21 protein-coding genes are annotated in these 24,482 nt (G+C 63.5%); 11 read left to right on the forward strand and 10 right to left on the reverse strand.

All coding sequences use genetic code 11. The features are described 5' to 3' along the window. Positions 1-40: 40 nt before the first annotated feature. Entirely contained in the window at positions 41-1,465 is a 1,425-nt protein-coding gene (gltX, locus tag DBIPINDM_RS35855; RefSeq protein ID WP_258583671.1) for a glutamate--tRNA ligase, read from the reverse strand. A 102-nt stretch (positions 1,466-1,567) separates the two neighbouring features. Between gltX and DBIPINDM_RS35860 the strand changes: the two genes are divergently transcribed. Continuing rightward, positions 1,568-4,024, forward strand: a complete 2,457-nt coding sequence (locus tag DBIPINDM_RS35860; protein ID WP_258583673.1) for a ComEC/Rec2 family competence protein — start codon at positions 1,568-1,570, stop codon at positions 4,022-4,024. Here the strand turns inward: DBIPINDM_RS35860 and lexA are convergent. Together lexA and DBIPINDM_RS35870 are read right to left on the reverse strand one after the other, a co-directional pair. Next, positions 4,018-4,755, reverse strand: a complete 738-nt coding sequence (gene lexA / locus DBIPINDM_RS35865; RefSeq protein WP_258583675.1) for a transcriptional repressor LexA — start codon at positions 4,753-4,755, stop codon at positions 4,018-4,020. The two genes, DBIPINDM_RS35860 and lexA, sit on opposite strands and share 7 nt — an antisense overlap. Positions 4,756-5,133: 378 nt before the next feature. Further along, positions 5,134-5,901 carry a GntR family transcriptional regulator gene (locus tag DBIPINDM_RS35870; RefSeq protein ID WP_258583677.1) on the reverse strand — a complete coding sequence of 256 codons (768 nt, stop codon included), beginning with the start codon at positions 5,899-5,901 and terminating at the stop codon, positions 5,134-5,136. 152 nt (positions 5,902-6,053) lie between these two features. Here DBIPINDM_RS35870 and DBIPINDM_RS35875 point away from each other — a divergent pair, with 152 nt between their 5' ends. From DBIPINDM_RS35875 to kynU, 4 genes are read left to right on the forward strand one after another with little or no spacing between them, the layout of a single operon-like run. Beyond that, entirely contained in the window at positions 6,054-7,040 is a 987-nt protein-coding gene (locus tag DBIPINDM_RS35875) for an ABC transporter substrate-binding protein (protein ID WP_258583679.1), read from the forward strand. A gap of 58 nt (positions 7,041-7,098) precedes the next feature. Beyond that, on the forward strand, positions 7,099-7,878 hold the full coding sequence (locus DBIPINDM_RS35880) for an ABC transporter ATP-binding protein (RefSeq protein ID WP_258583680.1): 780 nt from the start codon (positions 7,099-7,101) through the stop codon (positions 7,876-7,878). A 5-nt stretch (positions 7,879-7,883) separates the two neighbouring features. Further along, on the forward strand, positions 7,884-8,807 hold the full coding sequence (locus DBIPINDM_RS35885; protein WP_258583681.1) for an ABC transporter permease: 924 nt from the start codon (positions 7,884-7,886) through the stop codon (positions 8,805-8,807). 34 nt (positions 8,808-8,841) lie between these two features. Further along, positions 8,842-10,089: a kynureninase gene (gene kynU / locus DBIPINDM_RS35890; protein WP_258583682.1), complete on the forward strand. Its 1,248-nt coding sequence runs from the start codon at positions 8,842-8,844 to the stop codon at positions 10,087-10,089. 4 nt (positions 10,090-10,093) lie between these two features. Here the strand turns inward: kynU and kynA are convergent, their stop codons facing one another. Both kynA and DBIPINDM_RS35900 read right to left on the reverse strand, forming a co-directional pair. Next, positions 10,094-10,930 (reverse strand): tryptophan 2,3-dioxygenase, encoded by an 837-nt coding sequence (gene kynA / locus DBIPINDM_RS35895; protein WP_258583683.1) that lies wholly within the window; start codon positions 10,928-10,930, stop codon positions 10,094-10,096. Continuing rightward, positions 10,927-12,552 carry an AMP-binding protein gene (locus DBIPINDM_RS35900; protein WP_258583684.1) on the reverse strand — a complete coding sequence of 542 codons (1,626 nt, stop codon included), beginning with the start codon at positions 12,550-12,552 and terminating at the stop codon, positions 10,927-10,929. The genes kynA and DBIPINDM_RS35900 overlap by 4 nt, the downstream gene beginning before the upstream one ends. A 305-nt stretch (positions 12,553-12,857) precedes the next feature. Here DBIPINDM_RS35900 and DBIPINDM_RS35905 point away from each other — a divergent pair, with 305 nt between their 5' ends. Then, on the forward strand, positions 12,858-13,688 hold the full coding sequence (locus DBIPINDM_RS35905; protein WP_258583685.1) for an alpha/beta hydrolase: 831 nt from the start codon (positions 12,858-12,860) through the stop codon (positions 13,686-13,688). Positions 13,689-13,733: 45 nt separating this feature from the next. Here the strand turns inward: DBIPINDM_RS35905 and glp are convergent, their stop codons facing one another. The 5 genes from glp to DBIPINDM_RS35930 are packed head-to-tail and all read right to left on the reverse strand — an operon-like array spanning position 13,734 to position 19,139. Continuing rightward, entirely contained in the window at positions 13,734-14,939 is a 1,206-nt protein-coding gene (gene glp, locus DBIPINDM_RS35910) for a gephyrin-like molybdotransferase Glp (protein ID WP_258583686.1), read from the reverse strand. Continuing rightward, positions 14,939-15,421 (reverse strand): cyclic pyranopterin monophosphate synthase MoaC, encoded by a 483-nt coding sequence (moaC, locus tag DBIPINDM_RS35915; protein ID WP_258583687.1) that lies wholly within the window; start codon positions 15,419-15,421, stop codon positions 14,939-14,941. Before moaC ends, glp begins: the two co-directional genes overlap by 1 nt. Before the next feature lie 2 nt (positions 15,422-15,423). Further along, the gene (gene trpC, locus DBIPINDM_RS35920; protein ID WP_258583688.1) at positions 15,424-16,236 is read right to left on the reverse strand and encodes an indole-3-glycerol phosphate synthase TrpC; all 813 of its coding nucleotides are present in this window, start codon (positions 16,234-16,236) and stop codon (positions 15,424-15,426) included. 3 nt (positions 16,237-16,239) lie between these two features. After that, positions 16,240-17,250 carry an anthranilate phosphoribosyltransferase gene (trpD, locus tag DBIPINDM_RS35925; RefSeq protein WP_258583689.1) on the reverse strand — a complete coding sequence of 337 codons (1,011 nt, stop codon included), beginning with the start codon at positions 17,248-17,250 and terminating at the stop codon, positions 16,240-16,242. Continuing rightward, a complete protein-coding gene (locus DBIPINDM_RS35930) occupies positions 17,247-19,139 on the reverse strand; it encodes a SurA N-terminal domain-containing protein (RefSeq protein ID WP_258583690.1) in 1,893 nt (630 codons plus the stop codon). Before DBIPINDM_RS35930 ends, trpD begins: the two co-directional genes overlap by 4 nt. A 143-nt stretch (positions 19,140-19,282) precedes the next feature. Between DBIPINDM_RS35930 and tpiA the strand changes: the two genes are divergently transcribed. From tpiA to DBIPINDM_RS35955, 5 genes are all read left to right on the forward strand, one after another. Beyond that, positions 19,283-20,053, forward strand: coding sequence for a triose-phosphate isomerase (tpiA, locus tag DBIPINDM_RS35935; RefSeq protein WP_258583691.1), 771 nt, complete (start codon positions 19,283-19,285; stop codon positions 20,051-20,053). A gap of 167 nt (positions 20,054-20,220) precedes the next feature. Further along, positions 20,221-20,697 carry a preprotein translocase subunit SecG gene (gene secG / locus DBIPINDM_RS35940; protein ID WP_019858168.1) on the forward strand — a complete coding sequence of 159 codons (477 nt, stop codon included), beginning with the start codon at positions 20,221-20,223 and terminating at the stop codon, positions 20,695-20,697. Between the two features lie 211 nt (positions 20,698-20,908). Beyond that, positions 20,909-22,036 carry a L,D-transpeptidase gene (locus DBIPINDM_RS35945; protein ID WP_258583692.1) on the forward strand — a complete coding sequence of 376 codons (1,128 nt, stop codon included), beginning with the start codon at positions 20,909-20,911 and terminating at the stop codon, positions 22,034-22,036. Between the two features lie 217 nt (positions 22,037-22,253). Further along, complete coding sequence (locus DBIPINDM_RS35950; RefSeq protein ID WP_081709448.1) at positions 22,254-23,891, forward strand: CTP synthase; 1,638 nt, start codon at positions 22,254-22,256, stop codon at positions 23,889-23,891. A 23-nt stretch (positions 23,892-23,914) separates the two neighbouring features. After that, entirely contained in the window at positions 23,915-24,454 is a 540-nt protein-coding gene (locus DBIPINDM_RS35955) for a DUF1697 domain-containing protein (protein WP_258583694.1), read from the forward strand. Positions 24,455-24,482 lie beyond the last annotated feature (28 nt).

Raw genomic sequence — 24,482 nt, forward strand, 5'->3', positions numbered from 1 at the left:
ACGCGCCTTTCAATGCCAATCTTCTTGGGCCAGTTTGCTCCTAATCGATTTGATCCGCTATGCGCGCCAGGCTTTCCTCGCGCCCAAGCACGGCAAGCACGTCGAACACGCCCGGCGATGTGCTTTTGCCGGTCAGCGCGGCCCGCAAAGGTTGGGCCACGGCGCCGAGCTTGTGGCCGCCAGCCAATGCAACCTCGCGGATCGCGGCTTCTGCCGCGGCAGCCGTCCAGTCGCTCGACAGCGCGTTCAAAGCTTCGTGAGCGCCACGCAGGATCTTGCGGGCATCGTCGTTGAGCAGGAGTGCAGCCTTGTCGTCGATCGGCAGCGGGCGGTTGGCAAACAGGAAGGCGGCGCCATCGACGAGCTCGACCAGCGTCTTGGCGCGCTCCTTCAGGCCGGGAAGGGCTGCCAGCAACTGCGCCTTGTTCCTGTCGTCGAGGCGCGCGGCCATTGCCGGGCCGCCCTCGAGATAGGGCAAGGTGGCGATGAGGATGTCGAACAGTTCGGCATCGCCCATGCGGCGCATATGCGCGCCGTTGATCGCTTCCAGCTTGGCGAAATCGAAACGGGCCGCGCCCTTGTTGACGTCGCCGATATCGAACCACGAGACCATGTCCTTGATCGACATGATCTCGTCATCGCCGTGGCTCCAGCCGAGACGCGCCAGATAGTTGAGCAGCGCCTCCGGCAGGTAGCCCATGGCGCGATAGGCCTCGACGCCGAGCGCGCCATGCCGCTTCGACAGCTTGGCACCGTCGGCGCCATGGATCAGCGGGATGTGCGACATCGACGGCACATCCCAACCCATGGCGTTGTAGATCACGGTCTGGCGGGCGGCGTTGGTCAGATGGTCGTCACCGCGGATGATATGCGTGACGCCCATGTCATGATCGTCGACGACGACGGCATGCATGTAGGTCGGGTTGCCGTCCGAACGCAGGATGATGAAGTCGTCGAGATCCTTGTTGGGGAAGCGCACCTCGCCCTGGACGCGGTCGTGCACGACCGTTTCGCCCTCGGTCGGCGCCTTGACGCGAATGGCGCCCTTGACGCCGGGCGGTGCCTCGGATGGATCGCGATCGCGCCACTGGCCGTTGTAGCGCGGCGGCAGGCCCTTGGCGCGTGCCGCCTCGCGCATCGCCTCGAGCTCGGCCGGCGTCTCGTAGCTGTAATAGGCCTTGCCCATGCGCACGAGTTCCTCTGCGACCTCGCGGTGGCGTGGCGCACGCTCGAACTGCGAGACGGCGTCGCCGTCCCAGCCAAGACCGAGCCAGGAGAGGCCGTCCAGGATGGCGGCCGTCGCGGCGTCGGTCGAACGCTCGCGATCAGTGTCCTCGATGCGCAGCAGCATCGTGCCGCCGGTGTGCTTTGCGTACAGCCAGTTGAACAGCGCCGTGCGCGCGCCGCCGATATGCAGATAGCCGGTGGGCGAGGGGGCAAAACGGGTGACGACCTTGTCGGACATGAAACTCTCGGAAACCATCTGAAGCGGGGTGCGGCTGCGCGGACTTTCGCGCGCCCGGCGTTCATGTAGCATAGGGCGTCAGGGGTGCAAGGGGCAGACCCGATGGCTGGACGAGGCCGGGGCTTGGATCAGGGCGAGGACGCTGGTGTTGGCGTCAGCGAACGGTCCCTGTTTGCGATTCCACCGCCAACCTCACTGCCGCCATCGCCTCTTGTGCCTGCGCCCGGTAGCCAGCCGCTGCAGGCGGATATCCCAGCGCCACTTCCGTCCCCTGTCTCGGGCCGGATTGTGCGCGTCCGACGGCAGCTCGGCCAGGTTTCCTTACCTCGCCTGCGCCGCGGTGTGGCGACGGCAGCGGAGCTCGAGCTTGACCGAGGCATCGCCTTCCTGCTGGTGCCGGTCTGCCTGGCTGCTGGAGCGATCGGCTATTATTCGCTGGCGGCGGAGCCCGACTTTGCAAGACCTGTCGCGGTCGTCGTGCTGATGGCGATCTGCACGCTTGTCTCGCGCTCCTGGCCGAAAACCCATCTGGGCTTCATGGCGGCATTGTTGTGCGCGCTTGGCCTGCTTGCCGCCAAGGTCGAGACATGGCGAGTGGGCACCCAGATGCTGGGCTCGGAAATCTCGACTGAAGTGACCGGCCGCGTCGTCTCGCTCGACCGGATGGAGACTGGCCGCATCCGGCTGACCATAGACGTGACGTCGACCGCCCGGCCGAAATTGCGCTATGCGCCGGAAAGGGTCCGGCTTTCGGCGCGAAATATCCCGGCGGACATGACTGCCGGCTCCCTGGTCACCGGCTATGCCAAACTGTTGCCGCCGACCGGCCCGGTGCGGCCGGACAGCTACGATTTCTCCTTCGACAGCTATTTCGCCGGCATTGGCGGCAGCGGCTTCTTTCTCGGCAATCCAAAGCTTGTCTCCGCCGAGGACGGTGAGATGCCTCTGTCAGCCCGCCTTTTCTCCGGGATAGAAAATGCCCGTGAAGCCATCGCCGACCATATCAGGGGCAGCATTGGAGGGGCCGAGGGCGAGATCGCCGCGGCGCTGATCGTTGGCGTCCGCGCGGGCATTCCCGACGAAATCAACGAGGCGATGCGGCGCACCGGCATCTATCACATCATCTCGATTTCCGGACTGCATATGGCGCTGGTTGCCGGCACCATCATGGGTCTGCTGCGCGGCGCCTTCGCGCTGTTTCCGGATTTTTCCGCGCGTCGGCCGGTGAAGAAATACGCGGCCGCCGCGGCCCTGTTCTCGATCGCCGCCTATCTCGTGATTTCGGGCGTCGTCGTCGCCGCCGAACGCAGCTTCATCATGCTTGCGGTGATGCTGACTGCCGTCCTGTTCGATCGCGCGGCGCTGACCATGCGCAATCTGGCGATCTCGGCGATTGCCGTCATCGTGGTGTCGCCACACGAAGTGGTCGGCCCGAGTTTCCAGATGTCGTTCGCGGCAACGGCTGCGCTGGTTGGCGCCTATGCCGGTTGGGCGGATCACCATTCGGGAAAGACAAGACCGCCACCGCCAAAGCGATCCCTGCCAAGCTTTCTCACGCGAAAATTCCTGCTGGCGACAGGCGGATTGGCCATGACCTCCATCATCGCCGGCTGCGCCACGGCGCTGTTTGCCATCTGGCATTTCCAGCGTGTGTCGCCGCTCAGCCTGTTCGCCAATCTGGCCGTCATGCCGATCGTCTCGCTGATTGTCATGCCTTTCGCTGTTCTCAGTTCGCTGGCGATGCCTTTCGGTGCCGATGGTCCCTTTCTTTACGTGATGGGCAAGGGCCTGACCGCAATGATCGCCATATCGGCCTGGATATCGGAACGCTCGCCGGTCGACGCGGTCGGGCTGATTTCGCAGCAATCCGTCCTGCTGGTGACCATCGCCCTGGTCATCGCGACGATGGCGACGACCTGGCTGCGGCTCGCAGCGCTGCCATTCGCGCTTGCCGGCCTGTTGACGGTGTCGGATACGCGCACGCCGGATGTCTTGATCTCGGAAGATGCACGGCTGGTCGCGTTGCCGATCGGCGGTGGCGAACTCGCGGTCAGCCGGGCTCGTCCGAACGAATTCACCGTCGACAATTGGAAACGCGCGCTGGTGTCCGAAACCATCGTCGTGCCGGAAATGTTCAGCAAGGCGGAGGGGCAATTCGGCATTGCCGATGCCGTCAACCTGCCGCCGGGAGCGCCATTCTATTGCACGGATGGCGTCTGTCTTGCCCGGCACCCGTCCGGCGCGATCATTGCGCATGTCGAAGACCGCAAGGACACCTGGAAAGCCTGCGGTTTCGCCGATTTGATCGTCGTCAATGACGCGACCGGCTATGACGCCTGCCACAATCCGCTGGTTCTCGTCGTCACCAAACGGCAACTGGCCCGTAAGGGCAGTGCCGCCGTCTTCTTTGACCGCCAATCGGCGACCGGTCCGCCAATCGTCAGCTTCGCGGTGGACAGCCCGTATCGGCCTTGGCACGAGCAGCGAAAATTTTCGCGTGAGGCGAGGGGGCTGCCGCCCTATCAAAAACCCGAAGCGCCGACCGCTCCTGCTCAGTAGCGCCGGATCAGCCCGACGAGCTTGCCTTGCACCTTGACCCTGTCCGGTCCGAAAATGCGCGTCTCGTAGGCAGGGTTGGCGGCTTCAAGCGCGATCGAGGCACCCTTGCGGCGGAACCGCTTCAATGTCGCTTCCTCCTCGTCGACCAGCGCCACGACGATCTCGCCCGGGCTCGCCGTGTCGGCGTTGCGGATAATGACGGTGTCGCCATCGAAGATGCCGGCCTCGATCATCGAGTCGCCCTTGACCTCGAGCGCATAGTGCTCACCACCCATGATCATGTCCGGCGGCACCGAGATCGAATGCGTCTGATGCTGGATGGCATCGATCGGCACACCGGCGGCGATGCGGCCCATCACCGGGATCGACACCGCGGAAACCGCGTCGTCGTCGTTGCCGGCCGCCGGCAAGCGCGACGACGCCGGCTTGATCTGGCGGCCAAGGCCGCCCTGACCGAGACTGCCCTGGATGACGCTCGGCGAGAATTTCTTTGCAGCATTGAGGCCGGGCGCGATCGAATCCGGCAGCCGCAGCACTTCCAGCGCCCGCGCCCGGTTGGGCAGCCGGCGAATGAAGCCGCGTTCCTCCAGCGCCGTGATCAGGCGATGGATGCCTGACTTGGAGGCGAGATCGAGCGCTTCCTTCATCTCGTCGAAGGACGGTGGAATGCCGCTTTCCTTCAGCCGTTCATGAATGAACATCAAGAGTTCATGTTGCTTGCGCGTCAGCATGGCGGCCCCCAAGGCTTGAACAAAGGGTCTGAACCAGAATCGAAAAACAAACCCAGAACAAACACTATCTGTTCCAGTTGTGTTCTGCAACCGTTTAAAGTTTAGTGAATTTGTTAAGACGCCTGAAATTTTTTGCCCCTGGCAGCGGGCGGCAGTCGACCACCTCCGCCTCCGCCGCGCGCATTGAAATTGTTTTGGTTAATGGCCTGTGGCCTACCCCAGGATGCGGTTTGGCATCAGGCCTTCGAAAGGCGTTCACGGGGTGGATTTGTATGGTTTATCGATCCATTTCCAGCGGAACGAAACGAAACCAAAATGCCAACAATCGCGGGCTTCGGGGCGGGTACGGGCCGCGGGGATCTGGACGCCACGCAAGCGTCATCCGGAAACCGCTTTCAGGCTGCCGGCGCGGGCGGCGTAGGTGCCACTGTCTTCGCTGTGAACATAGACGTGCAGCGTGTAGCCGATATGCGCGGTCATGAGTGCCTTTGCCCGCTCGACGTCGCGATCGAGTGCCGCTTCCATGATTGCGGTGTGATGCTCGATCGCGATCGCCTCGCGCAGAGCGTCCATGGCCTCGCCATAGCCGTGCTTGAGGCCGGCCGCCGCCCGCAATGTCGGCGCCAGGCCGAGAAAACGATGATGCCGCCGCAGCTGATCGGCGATGGTCGAGCGGAACCGTAACAGCCAGTTGGACGTCGCCGCGCTCAACAGCGCCGCGTGAAAGGCCTCGTGGCTCTCGTCCCACTTGTCGACGGCCGCATCCGAGGGGTCGTCGACCGCAGTCTTGCAGCGGGAGAGCCGGTAATGAGCGGTGACAACCGCGTCCTCCCATTCCCTACCGCCGTTCGCGATCGATTCCAGGAACAGCGGCATTTCGACAACCAGCCTTGCGCGCGCCAGGTCCTCGAGCTCGGCCCGCGACACGGGAGCGACGGCAAAGCCGCGATTGCTGATGGCGGTGACCAGGCGCTCGGCTTCAAGTCGGGACAAAGCCTCACGCAGTGGCGTCCAGCCGACGCCATATATGCCGCGCAGTGCGCTCAGCTTGAGCGGCGCTCCTGGCATGAGGCGGGTGGTCAGGATATCGCGCCGCAGCAGCTGATAGGCCGCCTCCGTCTTGGTGGAGTTATTCTGATCCTGCATCACTTTCCGTCCATCATCAGGCTTGCGAAAATTATATATCATGTGAAGGCATGGCAAGAATTATATATAATGTTTGACAGGCGCTGAGGGACTGACCATGATCGCCGCAGTTGCCGCCCGGGAGCGGCGCCGATCAAATCTGGGAGGAAATGATGTTGAAGTCGAAATCCGCTTGGCTGTCGGGCTTGGCCCTGGCAGGCGCGTTGATGGTCAGTGCAGGCAGTGCCGCGGCCGATCAGATACGCATCGGCATCGCCAATTTCGGCGAGCATCCACAGCTCAACGCCGCCATAGCCGGCTTCAAGAAGGCGTTGACGGACAATGGCTTCGTCGAGGGCAAGGACGTCGTCTACACGGAGAGCCATACCAATTTCGATGCATCGCTGGTGCCGCAGATGATCGCCAAGCTGCAGGCGGAGCAGCCCAAGCTGATCTACACCATCACCACGCCGGTCTCGCAGATCGCCAAGAAGGCGCTCGCCGGTTCCGGCATTCCGATCGTCTTTGCCGCGGTCACCGATCCGGTGGCGGCCAAGCTGGTGCCGTCGTGGGACGCCGGCGACGAAGGCATGACCGGCGCCAGCGATCTGCAGGATGTCGCCGCGGTGATGGCCTTCACCAAGAAGCTGCTGCCGAACGCCAAGCGCTTTGGCGTGCCTTACAATCCAGGCGAGGCCAACGACGTTGCCTTGGTCGAAAAGATCAAGGCGGCGGCGCCCGCAGCCGGCTTCGAGGTCGTGGAAGTCGGCATCGACAACGTCAATGACATCCAGCAGCGCATCGCTTCGCTCGCCGGCAAGGCAGACGTGATCTACGGCCCGGCCTCGAACCTGATCCAGCCGGCGATCGCCGCCGTCTCCGCGGCCGCTCGCCAGGCCGGTATCCCGATCGTCAACTCCGATGACAGCGCGGTCCGCAACGGCACCGTACCGGCAAGCTTCGCGGTCAATTACACGCAGGTCGGCATCAACGCCGGCAACATCGCCGCCGAGATCCTCAAGGGCAAGGATACCAAGACGATCGCACCGTCGCGCCCCGCCTATAAGGATCACATGGCAACGATTTCCCGCAAGGCGATGGCTGCGTTCGGCATCGAGATACCGGCATCGATGGCCGATTGCGGCTGCATCGTCGACTGACATCGGGCTGCAAGGGTGACGGCGTTGGCGCCGTCGCCCTTCAAGTCAGGGAGGAACGATGCTCGAGATCCGATCCGCGCGCAAAGTATTCTACAGGGGCCAGGCCGACGAGAAGGTCGCGCTGGACGGTCTCAGCCTGTCATTGGCCACAGGCGAGTTCGGCATCGTCATCGGCTCCAACGGAGCCGGCAAGAGCAGCATGCTCAACGCCATTTCCGGAGCACTTGTCCTGGATTCCGGCAAGATCCTGATCAACGACGCCGACGTGACAGCTATGCCGGTGTACAAGCGCGCGACAAGATTGGCGCGCGTCTTCCAGGATCCGATGCGCGGCACCGCCGCCAGCATGACCGTGGCGGAGAACATGTTGCTCGCCGATCTGCGCAGCCACAAACGCACGCTGCGGCAAGGGCTGAACGCCGCGCGGCTTGCGTCCTACAAGGAGCGCCTGTCGATATTGGGCCTCGGTCTGGAAAATCGTCTCGATACCCGCGTCGATCTGCTCTCGGGCGGGCAGAGGCAGTCGCTGTCGCTGATCATGGCAGTCGGCGGATCGCCGGACCTGCTGCTGCTCGACGAGCATACCGCGGCACTCGATCCGCGCACGGCCGAGATCGTCATGCAGGCGACGGTGCGCGCGGTCAATGCGCTGAAGCTGACCACCCTGATGGTGACCCACAACATGCAGCACGCCGTCGACTATGGCAGCCGGGTGATCATGCTCGACGCGGGCCGGGTCCTCCTGGAGGTCACCGGCGAGGAGAAGGCGAGGGTCACGGTTCTCGACCTGATCGGCCATTTTTCCATCAAGACCGACCGCATGTTGCTGGCGAGCTGATCATCATGGGTTTTGTTCAGGACGTTCTCACCAGCTTCGTCGCGATCATGCCGGTGACCCTGGCGCAAAGCCTGATCCTGGCCTTTGTCGTGCTCGGCATCATGATCCCGTTTCGCATGCTCAATTTTCCCGATCTCACCAGCGAAGGCGCCTTTCCGCTGGGCGGCTGCGTCTGCGGCGTCCTGCTGGCTGCCGGTGCATCGCCGCTGCTCTGCATCATGGTCGCATTCGTGGCGGGCTTCGCGGCGGGCTGCTGCACGGCCTTCATCCATCTGCGCTTCCGCATCCACACGCTTCTTGCGGGTATCCTGATGATGACGATGCTTTACAGCATCAACCTGCGCATCATGGGCAAGTCCAATCTTTCCGTCTTCGGCTCGCCCGCCGTGTTCGACTGGGTACCGTTCGCGCGGCCAGGTTTCCCGGCCAGCAAGATCGTTGTCGCGGGTCTTCTCGCGCTCGTCGTCTTCGCATCGCTCTACATGTTCTTCAGGACCGAGAAGGGCACTGCCGTGCGCGCCGTCGGCGCCAATCCTGACATGGCCGAGGCTCAAGGCATCAATGTCTGGGCGGCGACCATAGGCGGTGTCGGGCTGGCGAGCGCGTTTTCGGCATCGAGCGGCGCGCTGATGGTGCAGTCGCAGGGATTTGCCGACGTTAATATGGGGCTGGGCATCCTCATCAACGGCCTTGCCGCGCTGATGATCGGCGAAGCGGTCGTCGGCAAGCAGACGGTCTGGCGTCAGCTGCTGGCGCCTTTCGCCGGCGCGATCATCTATTACCAGCTGGTGTCGTTCTGCCTTGCCGCCGGCATGCCGCCTCCCGACCTGAAGCTTGCCACGGGCCTGTTCGTGCTTGCCATGCTTGCTCTGCCCAGCCTCAAGCGGGGCCGGGGACCCGCACCGGCTCGCGAAGCCATCCGTGAATAATTACGGCGTAAATAACCAGGGAATGTCACAAATCATGCGTGCAACGCTCGATCTCGCAGCAGTCGAAGCCATGGATGCGGCGGATCCGCTGCGCGCCATGCGCGACCGGTTCATTTTGCCGGAAGGTGTAATCTATCTCGACGGCAATTCGCTGGGCGCCGCGGCACCCGCTGTCTTCAACGAGCTGCAAAAGGCCGCGACGCAGGAGTGGGCGCAGGACCTCATCCGTGCCTGGAACACGGCCGGCTGGTTCGATATGCCGGTCGCGCTTGGCGATCAGCTGGGGCGCCTGATCGGAGCGGCGGCCAGCCAGACTGTGGTCTGCGATACGACCTCGATCAACATCTATAAGGTACTGCATGCCGCGCTCGGCATGCGGCCGGACCGCTCGGTCATCGTCGCCGAGGGCGACAGCTTTCCAACTGATCTCTACATGGCCGAAGGCGTGGCCTCGACGCGGCCGGGCACGGTGCTGCGGCTCGAGGGCGTCGATGCTCCGACCATTGAAGAGCTGATCGACGAGCGCGTCGCCGTCATCTTGGTCAACCACGTCAATTACAAATCCGGCCAGCTGCGCGACATGGCCGCGCTGACGCGCAAGGCCCACCAGGCCGGCGCGCTGATCGTCTGGGATCTCTGCCACACGGCCGGTGCGCTGCCGGTCGAGCTCGACAGCGCCAATGCCGATTTCGCCATTGGCTGCACCTACAAATATCTCAATGGCGGCCCGGGCGCGCCCGCCTTCATCTATGCCGCAACACGCCACCACGAGGATGTTCGCCAGCCACTCAGCGGCTGGTGGGGCCATGCACGGCCGTTCGCCTTTGAACAGGGCTATGCGGCCGGCAGCGGCATCCGCCGGTTCCTGTGCGGCACGCAGCCGGTGCTGTCGATGCGGGCGCTGAAAGGAGCGCTGGATATCTGGGACGATGTGGACATGGCGGCGGTACGCAAGAAGAGCATTGCCTTGACCGAGCTGTTCATACATCTCGTCGAAGCCAGATGCGGCGCCTACGGCCTCGAACTGGAAAGCCCGCGCGACGGCAACGCGCGCGGCAGCCAGGTGTCGTTCCTCCACCCGCATGGCTATCAGGTGATGCGGGCCCTGATCGAGCGCGGCGTGATCGGCGATTTCCGCGCGCCGTCAACCATCCGCTTCGGCTTCACGCCGCTTTATGTCGGCTACAGGGACGTCTGGCAGGCGGTCGAGGTGCTGGCGGACATCCTGCGCACCGGCGCGTGGCAGGACGCCCGCTTCGCGGTCAAGACGGCAGTGACTTAAGACGTCAGAGCCGGGTGCGAACCGTCCACAGCTCGGGAAACAGGACGACCTCGAGCATCTTCTTCAGATAGGACGCGCCTGAGGTGCCGCCGGTGCCGCGCTTCAGGCCGATGATGCGCTCGACCGTGGTGACGTGGTTGAAGCGCCAGCGGCGGAAATAGTCCTCGAAATCGACCAGCTTCTCGGCCAGTTCATAAAACATCCAGTAGCGCTGAGGATCGCGGTAGACGGTCTGCCAGGCGACCAGGACCTCTTCGTTCTCGGTGCGGGTTTCGCGCCAGTCGGTACGCTTGGCGTCGGCGCCGATGTCGAATCCATTGCGCGCCAAAAGCAGCAGCGCTTCGTCATAGAGTGATGGTTCGGCCAGGATCGCTTCCAGCTTGCCGCTGAGGTCCGGCCGGTGCTTGTGGGGGCCGAGCATTGCGAGGTTGCGGTTGCCGGCCATGAATTCGATGGCGCGGTATTGCCAGGACTGGAAGCCGGAGGACTGACCGAGCGCGTCGCGGAATTCGGTGTACTCGCTTGGCGTCATCGTGCGCAGCACGTCCCAAGCGTTGTTGAGCTGTTCGAAGATGCGGGCGACGCGCGATAGCATCTTGAAGCTCGGCTCGAGCCGGTCGGCGCGGATGGAGCGGATCGCCGCTCCGATCTCGTGCAAAGCGAGCTTCATCCAGAGTTCCGAGGTCTGGTGCTGGATGATGAACAGCATCTCGTCATGTGCCGACGACAGCGGCGTCTGTGCCTCCAGCACTTTCTCGAGATGGAGATAGTCGCTGTAGGACATACGCTCCTTGAACGACATCTGTGCGCCTTCGGACGCCGGATCGTAGGGTTCGCTCAATTGATTTTCTCCGTGCGCAGCCGGAAGCGCTGGATCTTGCCGGTCTGCGTCTTGGGCAGCGCGGCGATGAATTTTACCGAGCGCGGATATTTGTAGGGCGCGATCGTTGCCTTGACGTGATCCTGCAGGCGCTTGACGGTCAACGCGTCCGCCGCCACGCCCTGCACAAGCACGACATGCGCCTCGACGATCTGGCCGCGTTCGCCATCCTCGGCGCCGATCACAGCGCATTCGGCGACATCGGGATGCGAGAGGAGTGCTGCCTCGACCTCTGGCCCGGCAATGTTGTAGCCGGCGCTGACGATCATGTCGTCGGAGCGCGCGGCGAAATGGAAGAAGCCGTCCTCGTCCTGGGTAAACGTGTCGCCGGTCAGGTTCCAGCCGTCGCGCACATACTCCTTCTGCCTGTCATCGGCCATGTAGCGGCAGCCGGTCGGGCCACGCACCGCCAGCCGTCCGGTCTCGCCACGCGGCACCTCGCGCATCTCATCATCGACGATGCGCGCCTCGTAGCCGCCGACTGGCTTGCCGGTTGACGCGGGCTTCATGTCGTCAAAGCGGTTGGAGATGAAGATGTGCAGCATTTCCGTGGCGCCGATGCCGTCGAGGATCGGCTTGCCGGTCTTCCCAGTCCATTCTTCGAAGACCGGAGCCGGCAATGTCTCGCCGGCCGAAACGGCAACGCGCAGCGATGACAGGTCCGCCCCTTCATCCATCGCCTTCAGCATGGCGCGGTAAGCGGTCGGCGCGGTGAAGGAAATGGTCGCTTTGTAGGTCTCGATGATGTGGATCATGTTGGGTGGCGTCGCCTGTTCCAGCAGCGTCGCCGCCGCGCCGAAGCGCAGGGGAAAGATGGCGAGGCCGCCAAGGCCGAAGGTGAAGGCGAGCGGCGGCGAGCCGACAAAGATGTCGTCGGGCGTGACCTGGAGGATTTCGCGGGCATAGGCGTCGGCGATGATCAGCAGGTCGCGGTGGAAATGCATTGTCGCCTTCGGCACGCCCGTCGTGCCCGAAGTGAAGCCAAGCAGCGCGACGTCGTCGCGGCCGGTGTTGACGGCGGCGAAGGTGACCGGCTTGTCGAGGGCGACGCGATCGAGCTCGGCGTCATGGTTGGCGGTACCGTCGAAGCCGATGACCTGCCTCAGGAATGCGCTGTCCTTGGCGCAGGCGGTCATCTCGTCCATCAGCCTGGTGTCGCAGAGTGCGGTCGTTATTTCCGCCTTCTCGACGATCTTGGTGAGTTCGCCGGCGCGCAGCATCGGCATGGTGTTGACGACGACGGCTCCGACCTTGGTGGCTGCCAGCCAGCAGGCGACCATTGCGGGGTTGTTGGCGGAGCGGATCAGTACCCGGTTGCCTGGTTTGACGCCGTAATTCTCGACCAGCGCATGGGCGAGCCTGTTCGTCCAGTCGGACAGTTCCTTGTAGGTGCGGCGGCGGCCATTGCCGATCAGGGCGGTGTGGTCGCCGAGGCCCTTCTCGACCAGCCTGTCGGTCAGTTCGACGCCGGCGTTGAGATGTTCGGGGTAGTCGAAACCGTCGAGCAGGAAGTCAGGCCATTGATCCGGCGGCGGCAGGTGATCGCGCGTGAACGTGTCGATATGCGCTGAAGGCCCAAGCATCTCGCCGCCATCCCATTTGCTGCCTGGCCAGTGCGCGAAGCATCTGTCCAGGGTGGTGGATCTGAAGTTCCTGTCTTTCGCGAGAGGCTTCGTGCAGCCAGCTGTTCGACGACGCCACCGGGAAGGGTGAACATCCGCAGGTTTGGACAGCACAGCAGACCTCCCATTGTCAGCTGTTCGTACGCAGGATCGCACCAGTCGAAATTTGTTTCAAGCCTAAAATGTTTTTGCCTGGAGCATTGACGCATGGCATGGTGGCGGCCATTGCTAGCGCTGAAATGATGCCGCTTCGGGGGAGGGTGCCGATGCCTAGACATCGCATTGCCGATTGGGACAACGCCTACGCCAACGGCGCGAACATCGCCGGCAGCGATCGCTGGCCGGCTGCCTGGACGGAACCGGCGCAAGCCTTTCGTGACGCGCTGTCGGCCGAGGGTCGGGCACACATCGACATTGCCTATGGCGACAGACCGCGCAATCGGTTCGATCTTTTCTTGCCCGATGCCGCTCCCAAGGGGCTCGTCGTGTTCATCCATGGCGGCTACTGGCTGGAGTCCAACAAGAGCGGCTGGTCGCATCTCGCCAGGGGCGCGGTCGGCAACGGCTTTGCCGTGGCGATGCCGTCCTACACGCTGTGCCCGGACATCCGCATCGCCGGCATCGTCCGCGAAATTGGCGCGGCGATCGACAAGGCGGCGGCAATGGTCGGGGGACCGCTGATGCTGACCGGACATTCGGCCGGCGGACATCTCGCCAGCCGCATGGTGACCACATCAACGCCTCTGGCCACCGATGTGGCAAAGCGCATACGCCACGTCGTTTCGATTTCAGGCCTGCATGACCTGCGTCCGCTTATGTTCACCGGGCACAATGCGGCATTGGCAATCGATGAAGCCGAAGCTTTGGCCGAAAGCCCGGCGCTGCTGCGCCCCATGGATGGTGTTCGCATCACCTGCTGGGTCGGCGGTGGTGAGCGCTCGGAGTTCCTGCGCCAGAACGCGCTGCTGGCCAACATCTGGACCGGCCTTGGCGCCACCACCAGCGCCGTGGTCGAGCCCGACCGGCATCACTACGACATTGTCGATGGGCTTGCCGATCCGGCGCATGCACTGACGCGAACCTTAATCTCGGAATAACCGAGATCATTTTTCCACATTATCAGCGCTTTATGTGGCGGTTCTTCAGCGCAGCATCAGCACGCTGCAAGAGTCTCCGGTAGCCGATGCGGGCGCAAATGGGGTCCGCACGACCAGCCCGTTGGCGTCGGCCAGCATCCTCAGCATGGAGGAATCCTGGATGCTGAACGGTGTCGCCACCAGCCCGCCATCGTCTTCCCTGACCACCGCCCGCACATAATCCTGGCGCAGATCATTGGCCGGCATTGCAGTGCCCAGCCGCGCCTGACGTATGTCCTGGCGATGATTGCGGCCGCCGAGCCTTGCCAGAAGCGGCTTCAGGAACAATTGCGAGCAGACCAGGCTTGCCACCGGGTTGCCGGGCAGGCCGATACACCTGATGTCGCCGAGGCGGCCGAACATCAGCGGCTTGCCGGGGCGCATGGCGATCTTCCAGAAGCCGAGCGTCATGCCTTCGCCGGTCAGCACATCATGGATCAGGTCGTGATCGCCGACCGAGGCGCCGCCAAGCGTGACAATGACATCCGCACCGGCCGCGACCGCCTTCTTCACCAAGGCAGCGATGGCCTCCTTGCGGTCGGCGGCAATGCCGAGATCAAGCGCGCGGGCGCCGACCGACTGCGCGGCAGCGGCGACGCCATAAGCGTTGGACGAGATGATCTGGTCCGGCCCGAGTTCGCTGCCCGGCGGCAACAACTCGTCGCCGGTGGCGATGATGGCGACCAGCGGCCGCCTGACCACTGTGACCGCGGGATGGTTGGCCGATGCCGCCAGTGAAAGCGCCGCCGGGTCGAGCAAGCGGCCTTTCTCCAGCAAGACGTCGCCCTTGGAAAAGTCGAGTCCGATGCGGCGGATGTTGCGCCACTCCGCGGTCGGTTCGGTCACTTCGATATGGCCGCCGCCGAGATCCCGGACGTTTTCCTGGATGACGATGGTGTCGGCGCCGTCGGGCAGCGGCGCGCCGGTGAAGATGCGCACCGCCTGGCGCTCGCCGACGGAACCGTCAAAGCCACGCCCGGCCGGCGCCATGCCGATCACCGAAAGTCGCGACGGCGCCGACGCAACATCGGCTGCGCGGGTGGCATAGCCGTCCATGGCCGAAGCATTGAAGGGCGGCTGGGTGCGCAGCGCCACGACAGGCTCCGCCAACACACGATCGACCGCCTCGAACAGGGAAACGCTTTCGCCGGCCAGCGGCGCGGCACCATCAAGCAGGCGGTCGAGCGCCTCTGCGACCGGAACCAGTGCCATCAGGCGTCAGCCTTGTAGTCGCCGGACTTGCCGCCGGTCTTTTCGACCAGCCGGATGCCGGAGATGACCATGGCGCGGTCGACAGCCTTGGCCATGTCGTAAATGGTCAGGCAGGCGACCGACGCAGCGGTCAGCGCTTCCATCTCGACGCCGGTCTTGCCGGTGACACGCGCCAGCGCGGTGACTTTCAGGCCGGGCAGCGCATGATCGGGCTCGATGTCGACGGAAACCTTGGTCAGGAGTAGCGGATGGCAGAGCGGGATCAGCTCATGCGTTTTCTTCGCCGCCATGATGCCGGCAATGCGCGCGGTGCCGAGCACATCGCCCTTCTTGGCGTTGCCGGCGAGGATGGTCTTCAGTGTCTCGGGTTGCATCGAGACGAAGCCTTCGGCGATCGCGGTGCGCGTCGTCTCTTCCTTGTCGCCGACATCGACCATGTTGGCCTCGCCCTGCTTGCCGAGATGGGTGAGGGCTGATGTCATCGTCAGGCCACCTCGGCTGCTGCCTTGCCCGTCAAAAGCAGGCGCGTGGCCGCGGTGACATCCTCTTGCCGCATCAGGCTCTCGCCGACAAGGAAGGTGTCGATGCCGGTCTTCTGCATCCTGAGGCAGTCGTCATGGGTGAAAATACCGCTCTCGCTGACCAGCAGGCGGCCGCCCGGCACCATTGGCGCCAGCCGCTCTGAGGTTTTAAGGCTGGTTTCAAACGTTCTCAGATTGCGGTTGTTGATGCCGATCAGCTGCGACGACAGCTTTACCGCGCGCAGCGTCTCGGCCTCGTCATGCACCTCGATCAGCGCGTCCATGCCGAGTTCGAATGCTGTCGCCTCCAATTCGCTGGCCAGGGCGTCATCGACGCTGGCCATGATGATCAGGATGGCGTCCGCGCCCCAGGCGCGCGCCTCGTAGACCTGGTAGGTATCGAACAGAAAGTCCTTGCGCAGCGCGGGCAGGGCGACGGCTGCCCGTGCCTTGGTGAGAAATTCCGGCGCGCCCTGGAAGGACGGCGCATCGGTCAAGACCGAAAGACAGGCGGCGCCGCCTTTCTCATAGGCTTGCGCCAATGCCGGTGGATCGAAATCGGCACGAATCAGTCCTTTGGACGGGCTTGCCTTCTTGATTTCGGCGATCAGGGCGAAACCGCCCGATCTCTGCTTCGCCTCGAGTGCGGCGAGAAAGCCGCGCGGTGCGTCGGCATCCTTCGCCCGCGCCTTGATCTCGGCCAGCGGCACGCGTGCCTTGGCGGCGGCGATCTCGTCGCGCTTGTAGGCCTCGATCTTGCGCAGAATGTCAGACACGGTTCACCCGTTTGAAATTTCGACCAGATGATCGAGCACCTGCAGCGCCCGGCCGCTGTCGATGGCTTGCGCGGCAAGCGCGATACCGTCGCCAAGCGTCGTCGCCTTGCCCGCGATCACCAGTCCGGCGCCGGCATTCATCAGCACAGTGTCGCGATAGGCGCCGGCAGCGCCGCCCAGCATATCGCGCAATGCCTTGGCATTGTAGGCGGCGTCGCCGCCACGTAGCTCGTCCTTGGTATGGCGCTTCAGTCCAACCTCTTGCGGGGTCAGCGTGAAGCTGCGGATCTCGCCGCCGATCAGTTCCGCCACCTGCGTCTCGCCGGTGGTGGTGATTTCGTCATAGCCGTCGCCATGAACGACCCATGCGTGCTCCGTGCCCAGCGCCTTCAATGTCTCGGCCACCGGCATGATCCATTCCGGCAGGAACACACCGACCATCTGCCTGACGACGCCAGCCGGATTGGAGAGGGGGCCGAGCAGGTTGAAGATGGTGCGGGTGCCGAGTTCGACGCGGGTCGGGCCGACATGTTTCATCGCCGGATGGTGCGCGGGCGCGAACATGAAGCCGACGCCGGCTTCGTGGATGCAGCGACCGATCGTTTCCGGCGGAATGTCGATCTTGACCCCGAGCGCGATCAGCACATCGGCGGCACCGGTCAGCGAGGACAGGCCGCGATTGCCGTGCTTGGCGACTGGTACGCCGCTGGCGGCGATGACGAAGGCCGACCCGGTCGAAATGTTGACGCTGTGGGAATTGTCGCCGCCCGTGCCGACGATATCGATCGCGCCGGCCGGTGCTTCGACGCGGAGCATCTTGGCCCGCATCGTGGCGACAGCGCCGGAAATCTCGCTCACCGTCTCGCCGCGCACGCGCAGCGCCATCAGGAAGCCGCCGATCTGCCCGGGGGTCGCGTCGCCCGACATGATGATGTCGAAGGCCTCGCGCGCTTCCTCGAAGGAAAGCGCCGCGCCGGCCGCGACCTTGGCGATATGGGTTTTCAGCGCGCTCATCTTGTCGAAGCTTGGGAAACGGCGGCCTGGTCGACGCGGACGTCATACTGCGTCTGCAACTGCGCCACCAATTGGTCGAGCAGATCGTCCGACATGCCGGAGGTGAAGGATTTCTGCGCGTCCTCCGGCACCGAGCTGGCATCGGCCCCGGCGGGTTCGAACACCTCGGCGACCTTGAACAGGATCTGTCCGTCGCCGGTGGGCGAGGGGATCAGGCCGGTGCCGCCTTCGCCGACGCCGAACATCACGGCAGCACCTTCCTTGCCGAAATCGGCATCGTCGGCTTCGCGCTTCAGGCCGCGCTTGGTCTGCTTCTCCAGCTTGAGCTCGCTGGCGATGACGTCGAGCGTGGCGCCGGCCTTGAGCCGCTTTTCGAGTTCGCCTGCCTTGGCGGCGAGCCGCTTGGTGGTCTCTGCCGCCGTCCAGTCGGCGACAACTTTCTGGCGGACCTCATCCAGTGTCCGGTCGCGCGCCGGCGTGATCGAAGCAACCTCATAGAAGATGAAGCCGTTGTCGGCCGTGGTCAGCGCTTCGTTTTCGGTCTTGGGTTCGGCGTCAAAGACCGCCTTGATCAGTTCGGGCGATTCCGGCAGGTCCTTGACGACGGAGCCGTCCGGCCTGAGGCCACTGCGATCGATGGCGTCGAGGGTGATGTCCTTCAGCTTCAGCTTGGCCGCCGCGTCGGCCAGCGAACTGCCGGAGGCACGGGTGTCTTCGTAATTGTCGTGCACATCCAAAAGGATGCGGCTTGCCTCGCCCAGCGCCAGGTCCTTGCGGATCTGGTCGGACACTTCGGCGAGCGGCTTCACCACTTCGGGCTTGATCTCGGTGACGCGCAGCAGCACCGGACCGAAGGCGCCCTGAACGACCTGGCTGACTTCATTGGCGTTGAGCGCGAAAGCGGCATCGGCAACCGCCTTGTCGGCGATCTTGTCCTTGGCAAATGTGCCAAGCAGCGTGTCGGCCGGGGTCTTGCCTTCGGCGGTCACCAGCTTTTCGAAAGTGGCGCCGGCCTTGAGCGAATCAAGCGCCGCCTTGGCCGCATCCGGCGTCTTGAACACAAGCTGCTCGATGGTGCGCATTTCGGGCGTGGTGTAGCGGCCCTTGTTCTTGTTGTAGTCGTCGCTGACCTGTTGGTCGGTGACGGCGGTCGGATCCATGATGTCCACCGGATCGAGGCGGACATAGGAGAATTTGCGGTATTCAGGTGCTGCGTAGGTTTTCTTGTTGGCCTCGAAATAAGCCTGAAGCACGCTGTCGCTCGGTGCCTCGATCGGCTGGACGAGCGTCTTTGGCAATTGCAGATAGTCGACGGTGCGATCCTCGCCACGATAGAGCGCGACCGCCTTGAAGAAAGTGTCCGGAGCCTTGAGGCCGTCCGAGACCGCCTCGACGATCTGCTGGCGCACCGCCACCTGGGCGCGGTTCTTCAGGTAATCCTCGGGCCGCATGCCGACCTGGCGCAGCATGTACTCGAATGTTCTTCTGTCGAACTGGCCGCCTGGGCCCTTGAACGCCGGATCCTCACGCGTCAGCTCGGCCAGCCGATCCTTGGACAGGCCGAGGCCAAGCTTGCGGGCTTGTTCGTCGAGAACGGCACCGGAAACAAGCTGCGCCAGAACTTGATTGTCGATGCCGAGCGCCTTTGCCTGTTCATGGGTGAGGCGCTGACCGAACTGCTGCGACATGACAGCCAACTGGCGATCATAGGCGAGGCGATATTCGTTGATCGATACCTTGGTGCCACCCGCTATTATCACCGAATCGTGGCCGGCAAAGCCGCCCATCAGCCGTCCGGAGATGCCCCAGGCGGCGAAACTGACCACCAGCAGTGAAAGCAATGTCTTCGCGACCCAGGTACCCGCCGCGCTTCTCAATATACCAAGCATCGTTACTTCCGATTTATGCGCATTTTCGGATGCGCCGAGTTTGAAACAAGCGCAATAGCGCCCTTCCGGCCCACTGTCGATTGCTTTGTGGCCTGATTTTGGTAGTGAGGGCCAGAGCTTGATATTGCCCGGAGAAGCAGACCATGACGCCAGGAATTCGCCCGCTTGTCGCCGGCAACTGGAAAATGAACGGCACCAGCGCCTCGCTGAACGAGCTCAGGATGATCGGCAACGGGTTCATGAGCGGGCTCGACGCGGAGACCGAGGCACTGGTCTGCGTTCCCGCGACGCTGCTTTCCCATGCCGCGGAGATTCTGTCGCGCACGCCGGTCCATGCCGGTGGCGAGGACTGCCATACCAAGGAGAGCGGTGCCTACACCGGCTGCATCTCGGCCGAGATGCTGAAGGACGCCGGCGCGAGCCATGTCATTGTCGGCCATTCCGAATGCCGCGAACAACGTGGCGAGGACGATGCGACGGTCCAGGCCAAAGCCGCTGCCGCATGGCGTGCCGGGCTCGTGGCCATCGTTTGCATCGGCGAGACGCAGCAACAGCGTGAGGCGGGCGCCACGCTCGACGTGCTGTCGCGCCAGGTCGCCGGCTCGGTGCCGCCGAGTGCCACGCCATCCAACACCATCATTGCCTATGAGCCGGTATGGGCGATCGGCACCGGCCTGACGCCGACCGCCGCCGATGTGGCCGAAGCGCATGCGCATATCCGCGAAAAGCTGGCGGAAAAGCTCGGTGCCATCGCTGCCAAAGTGCGCATTCTCTATGGTGGCTCGGTCAAGCCGTCCAACGCGGTGGAACTGCTGGGCGTCAGGAATGTCGATGGCGCGCTGGTCGGCGGCGCCAGCCTGAAAGCAGCCGATTTCCTCGGTATCGCCGAAGCCTATCGCAGCATTTCAGGCTGATATCCGCGACGATGGACGGGGCTCATCCCGTCCAAATTCGTTGCAAAGGGCGCGTTGCTTCCCATATTCCGGCCACGGGCTTGGAAATGCCGTGAAAGCATTGTATTGAGCCGCCTCCAATTCACCGGTCGTGTCCGCGGCCGGGCAAGGCCTTGCCAGGATAAACTATGCAAACCGTACTGATCGTCATCCATCTCATGGTCGTGCTCGCCCTCGTCGGCGTGGTGCTGCTGCAACGCTCCGAAGGCGGCGGCCTTGGCATTGGTGGCGGATCGGGCTTCATGACGGCACGTGGCGCCGCCAACGCGTTGACGCGGGCGACGGCGATCCTGGCGGCCGCTTTCTTCGTCACGTCGCTGACCCTGTCGATCATTGCCCGCTACGGCGAGAAGCCGATCGACATTCTCGACCGCGTTCCCGCAACATCGGACGGCGCCGGCAAGGGCGTGCTCAACCAGTTGCCGGGCACCACCACTCCGGCGCCCGCCGGCAGCACCACGCCGACGCCGCCGTCGGGCAATGGCGCAGCAACGACGCCTGCGCCAGCCGCTCCGGCCACCGCGCCGGCCTCTGGCGCGACGCCGCCGGCAAGCAACGGCACCACCAATACCGCGCCGGCCGCACCGCAGGTCCCGAACCAGTAACCTCTACTTTTCCAAACCGCGATCTGTGATCGTTTGAACACAGTCGCGGCAAATGCTGCGCGATCACGAAGATTCGACGCTCAGTAGCGCGGTCCCACGCTTGAGGCATCCGCGCTTATTCGACTATAGATTGCACGCGGCATTTTCGGTGTCCTTGGGGGACGCCGGGCGACGCCGTGGGCAACAAGCATTGAACGATCGGATCTTCGCCATGCAGCTTCGCAGCTTCATTTTCCTGGGACTTTGCGCCGCACTCGGCCTCAGTTCCCCGGCTTTCGCCGGCGTGCCAGTCAATATGGGCACCAATCAGTCGGTCGACAGAACCGATGCAATCCCTGTCGCAGCCACCAAAAGTGATGCGGCGCAGTTGAGGCTTCTCAAGAAGAAGAAAAACCCGACACCGGACGATCTCGCCCAGATCAAGAAGATCGAAGCCAAGATCGTTGCCGACAAGGAAGACGCCAAGGCCAAGGCGCTGGAAGCCAGGAAGCTAGCGATGCGCGAGGCGGCGAAGGCCAAGGCCGACGCGGAACGCCAGGCCTTCCTCGCCAGCAAGGGCCAGAAAGCGCAAGCAACCGAAGTGGCCGAGGCAAAGCCGGCCAAGAAGACCACCAAGATCATCGAACCGGTTGAACCGATCACGCCGATCCAGTCGGCCGAGCCGCTTCCGGCCGAGGCGATGAACGTTGCCTTGACCGGCAACAATGGCGAACTGCGCAGCGAGGTCATCGGCGGCCAGAAGCAGTCGAGTGGCGGCCTGTTTGCCGGCCTGTTTGGTGGGACCTCATCCGGCTCATCGATCAGCTATCTGCCGGAGACACGCGCGCTCGATCAGGCACTCGCCCAGAAAAACGCCAAGAAGCCGTTCAAGGTGAAGCCGGAATTCGTCCCTCAGGACGTGGAATTCACCGGCTACGATGCCGGCACCATCGTCATCGACACCAGTGCGCGCCGCCTCTACCTGGTCGAATCATCGACCACCGCGCGTCGCTACGCCATCGCGGTCGGCCGTGAAGGCCTGCAGTTCAAGGGCACTGTTGCCGTCGGCGACAAGCAGGAATGGCCGCGCTGGATCCCGACGCTCGACATGCAGAAGCGTGAGCCCAAGCACTACGCCCAGTACAAGGACGGCATGCCCGGCGGTGGCCAGAACCCGCTCGGCGCGCGCGCCATCTATCTCTATGACGGCAAGAAGGACACGCATCTGCGCATCCACGGCACCATCGCGCCGCAGTCGATCGGCACCAGTGCCTCCAATGGCTGCTTCCGCATGATGAACGAGCACGTCATGGACCTCTACAGCCGCGTCAGGGTTGGCACCAAAGTCGTCATCATCTGACGTTTTCATCATCATGCCGAAAGGGCCGGCTCAGCCGGCCCTTTTGTTTTGCCCGTTCACGATCAAGCCTGTTCGGTCGTGATCCCTGGACAAACGGAAACCGTTTGTCCGAGAAAACCGGATTCCACTTTTCGGGATCGTGGTCCAAGCGCCTTCTTGGGAAAAAGCCTTCGCGGTGGTTTTTTCTCTGGCGGAATCAATCCGGCCGCGTTAAGCGATGACTCCCATGGCGCGATATGTATTCATCACAGGCGGCGTGGTTTCCTCACTTGGAAAAGGCATAGCCGCAGCGGCCCTTGGGGCTCTCCTGCAGGCGCGAGGCTATCGCGCACGCATCAAAAAACTCGACCCTTACCTCAATGTCGATCCCGGCACGATGTCGCCGTACCAGCATGGCGAGGTATTCGTCACCGATGACGGTGCCGAGACCGATCTCGATCTTGGCCATTACGAGCGCTTCACCGGCCGCTCGGCCAACCAGCAGGACAACATCACCACCGGCCGCATCTACAAGAACATCATCGAACGCGAGCGGCGCGGCGACTATCTCGGCGCCACCGTGCAGGTCATCCCGCACGTCACCGACGAGATCAAGAATTTCGTCCTCAACGGCAATGACGACTATGATTTCGTGCTGTGCGAGATCGGCGGCACGGTGGGCGACATCGAGGCGATGCCGTTCCTCGAGGCGATCCGCCAGCTCGGCAACGATCTGCCGCGTAACAACGCCGTCTACGTCCATCTGACGCTGATGCCTTACATCCCGACGGCGGGTGAGTTGAAAACCAAGCCGACCCAGCATTCGGTCAAGGAATTGCGCGGCATCGGCATCGCGCCCGACATCCTGCTGGTTCGTGCTGATCGCGCCATTCCCAAGGAAGAGCGCAGAAAGCTGTCGCTGTTCTGCAATGTCAGGGAAAGCGCCGTCATCCAGGCGCTCGACGTGCCGCATATCTATGACGTGCCGATGGCCTATCACAAGGAAGGGCTTGATTCGGAAGTTCTGGCCGCCTTCGGCATCGATCCGGCGCCGAAGCCGCGCATGGAGCCCTGGCAGAAGGTGTCGGACCGCATCCACAATCCGGAAGGCGAGGTGACCATCGCCATCGTCGGCAAATATACCGGCCTCAAGGATGCCTACAAATCGCTGATCGAGGCGCTTTCACATGGCGGGCTGGCCAACCACGTCAAGGTCAAGCTCGACTGGATCGAATCGGAGATCTTCGAAAAGGAAGATCCGACGCCGTGGCTGGAGAAGGTGCATGGCATCCTGGTTCCCGGCGGCTTTGGCGAGCGCGGTTCGGAAGGCAAGATCCTGGCGGCGAAGTTCGCGCGTGAGCGCAAGGTGCCGTATTTCGGCATCTGTTTCGGCATGCAGATGGCTTGCATCGAGGCGGCGCGTTCGCTGGCCGGCGTCGAGCACGCGTCTTCGACCGAGTTCGGCCCGACCCAGGAGCCGGTCGTCGGGCTGATGACGGAATGGCTGAAGGGCAACATGCTGGAGAAACGCCGCGAGACCGGCGATCTCGGCGGCACGATGCGTTTGGGCGCCTATCAGGCCGAGCTCGCCAAGGGCTCGAAGATCGCCGACATCTATGGCGACACCCAGATTTCCGAGCGCCACCGCCACCGCTACGAGGTCAATATCGACTACAAGGAGCGGCTCGAGGATTGCGGCCTGGTGTTTGCCGGCATGTCACCCGACGGCGTGCTGCCGGAGACGGTCGAATATCCCGACCATCCCTGGTTTATCGGTGTGCAGTATCATCCCGAGCTGAAGAGCCGGCCGCTCGATCCGCATCCGCTGTTCGCCAGCTTCATCGAGGCGGCGGTCGAGCAGTCGCGCCTGGTCTAGGCACCGACCAGGCGGAGCCTCTCATGCAGACCTATGTCGCGCTCCTCTACAGCATCATCCTGGGCGAGGGGCGCCGGGTCGTCATGTCGGACCTCAAGGCGATGGCGGAAGGCCTTGGCCTCAGGAATGTCCGCACGCTGGTGGCGACCGGCAATCTGGTTTTCGAGGCGCGGGCGACCGATATCGCGAAACTAGAACAGCGGCTGGAAACAGCCTTCGAAAAAACCTTCGGCCGCCATGTCGACATCATCGTGCGCACTGCCGAGGAGTGGCTGAAACTTGCCGCCGGCAATCCGTTTCCGGCCGATTCAGCCGAAGCAGGCGACCAGGTGGCGGTGCGGGTGATGCGCAAACCTGCGCCCGTGGAGGGCGTCGCGGCGCTGCAAGCCTATGCCGCCGAGGACGAGAAGGTATTGCCTTCCGCTGGCGACATCTGGGTCGTCTTTTCGCGCGAAAGGCCGAGTTCACGGCTACTCGCGGCGATGAACCACAAGCGTCTCGGCATCGGTACCGCGCGCAACTGGAACACGGTTCGCAAGCTGGCCGAGATGGTAGGGCAGTAGGGCAGTAGGGCAGTAGGGGTAGTGTGCT

Source organism: Mesorhizobium sp. AR02 (genome assembly GCF_024746835.1).
GTDB lineage: Bacteria > Pseudomonadota > Alphaproteobacteria > Rhizobiales > Rhizobiaceae > Mesorhizobium.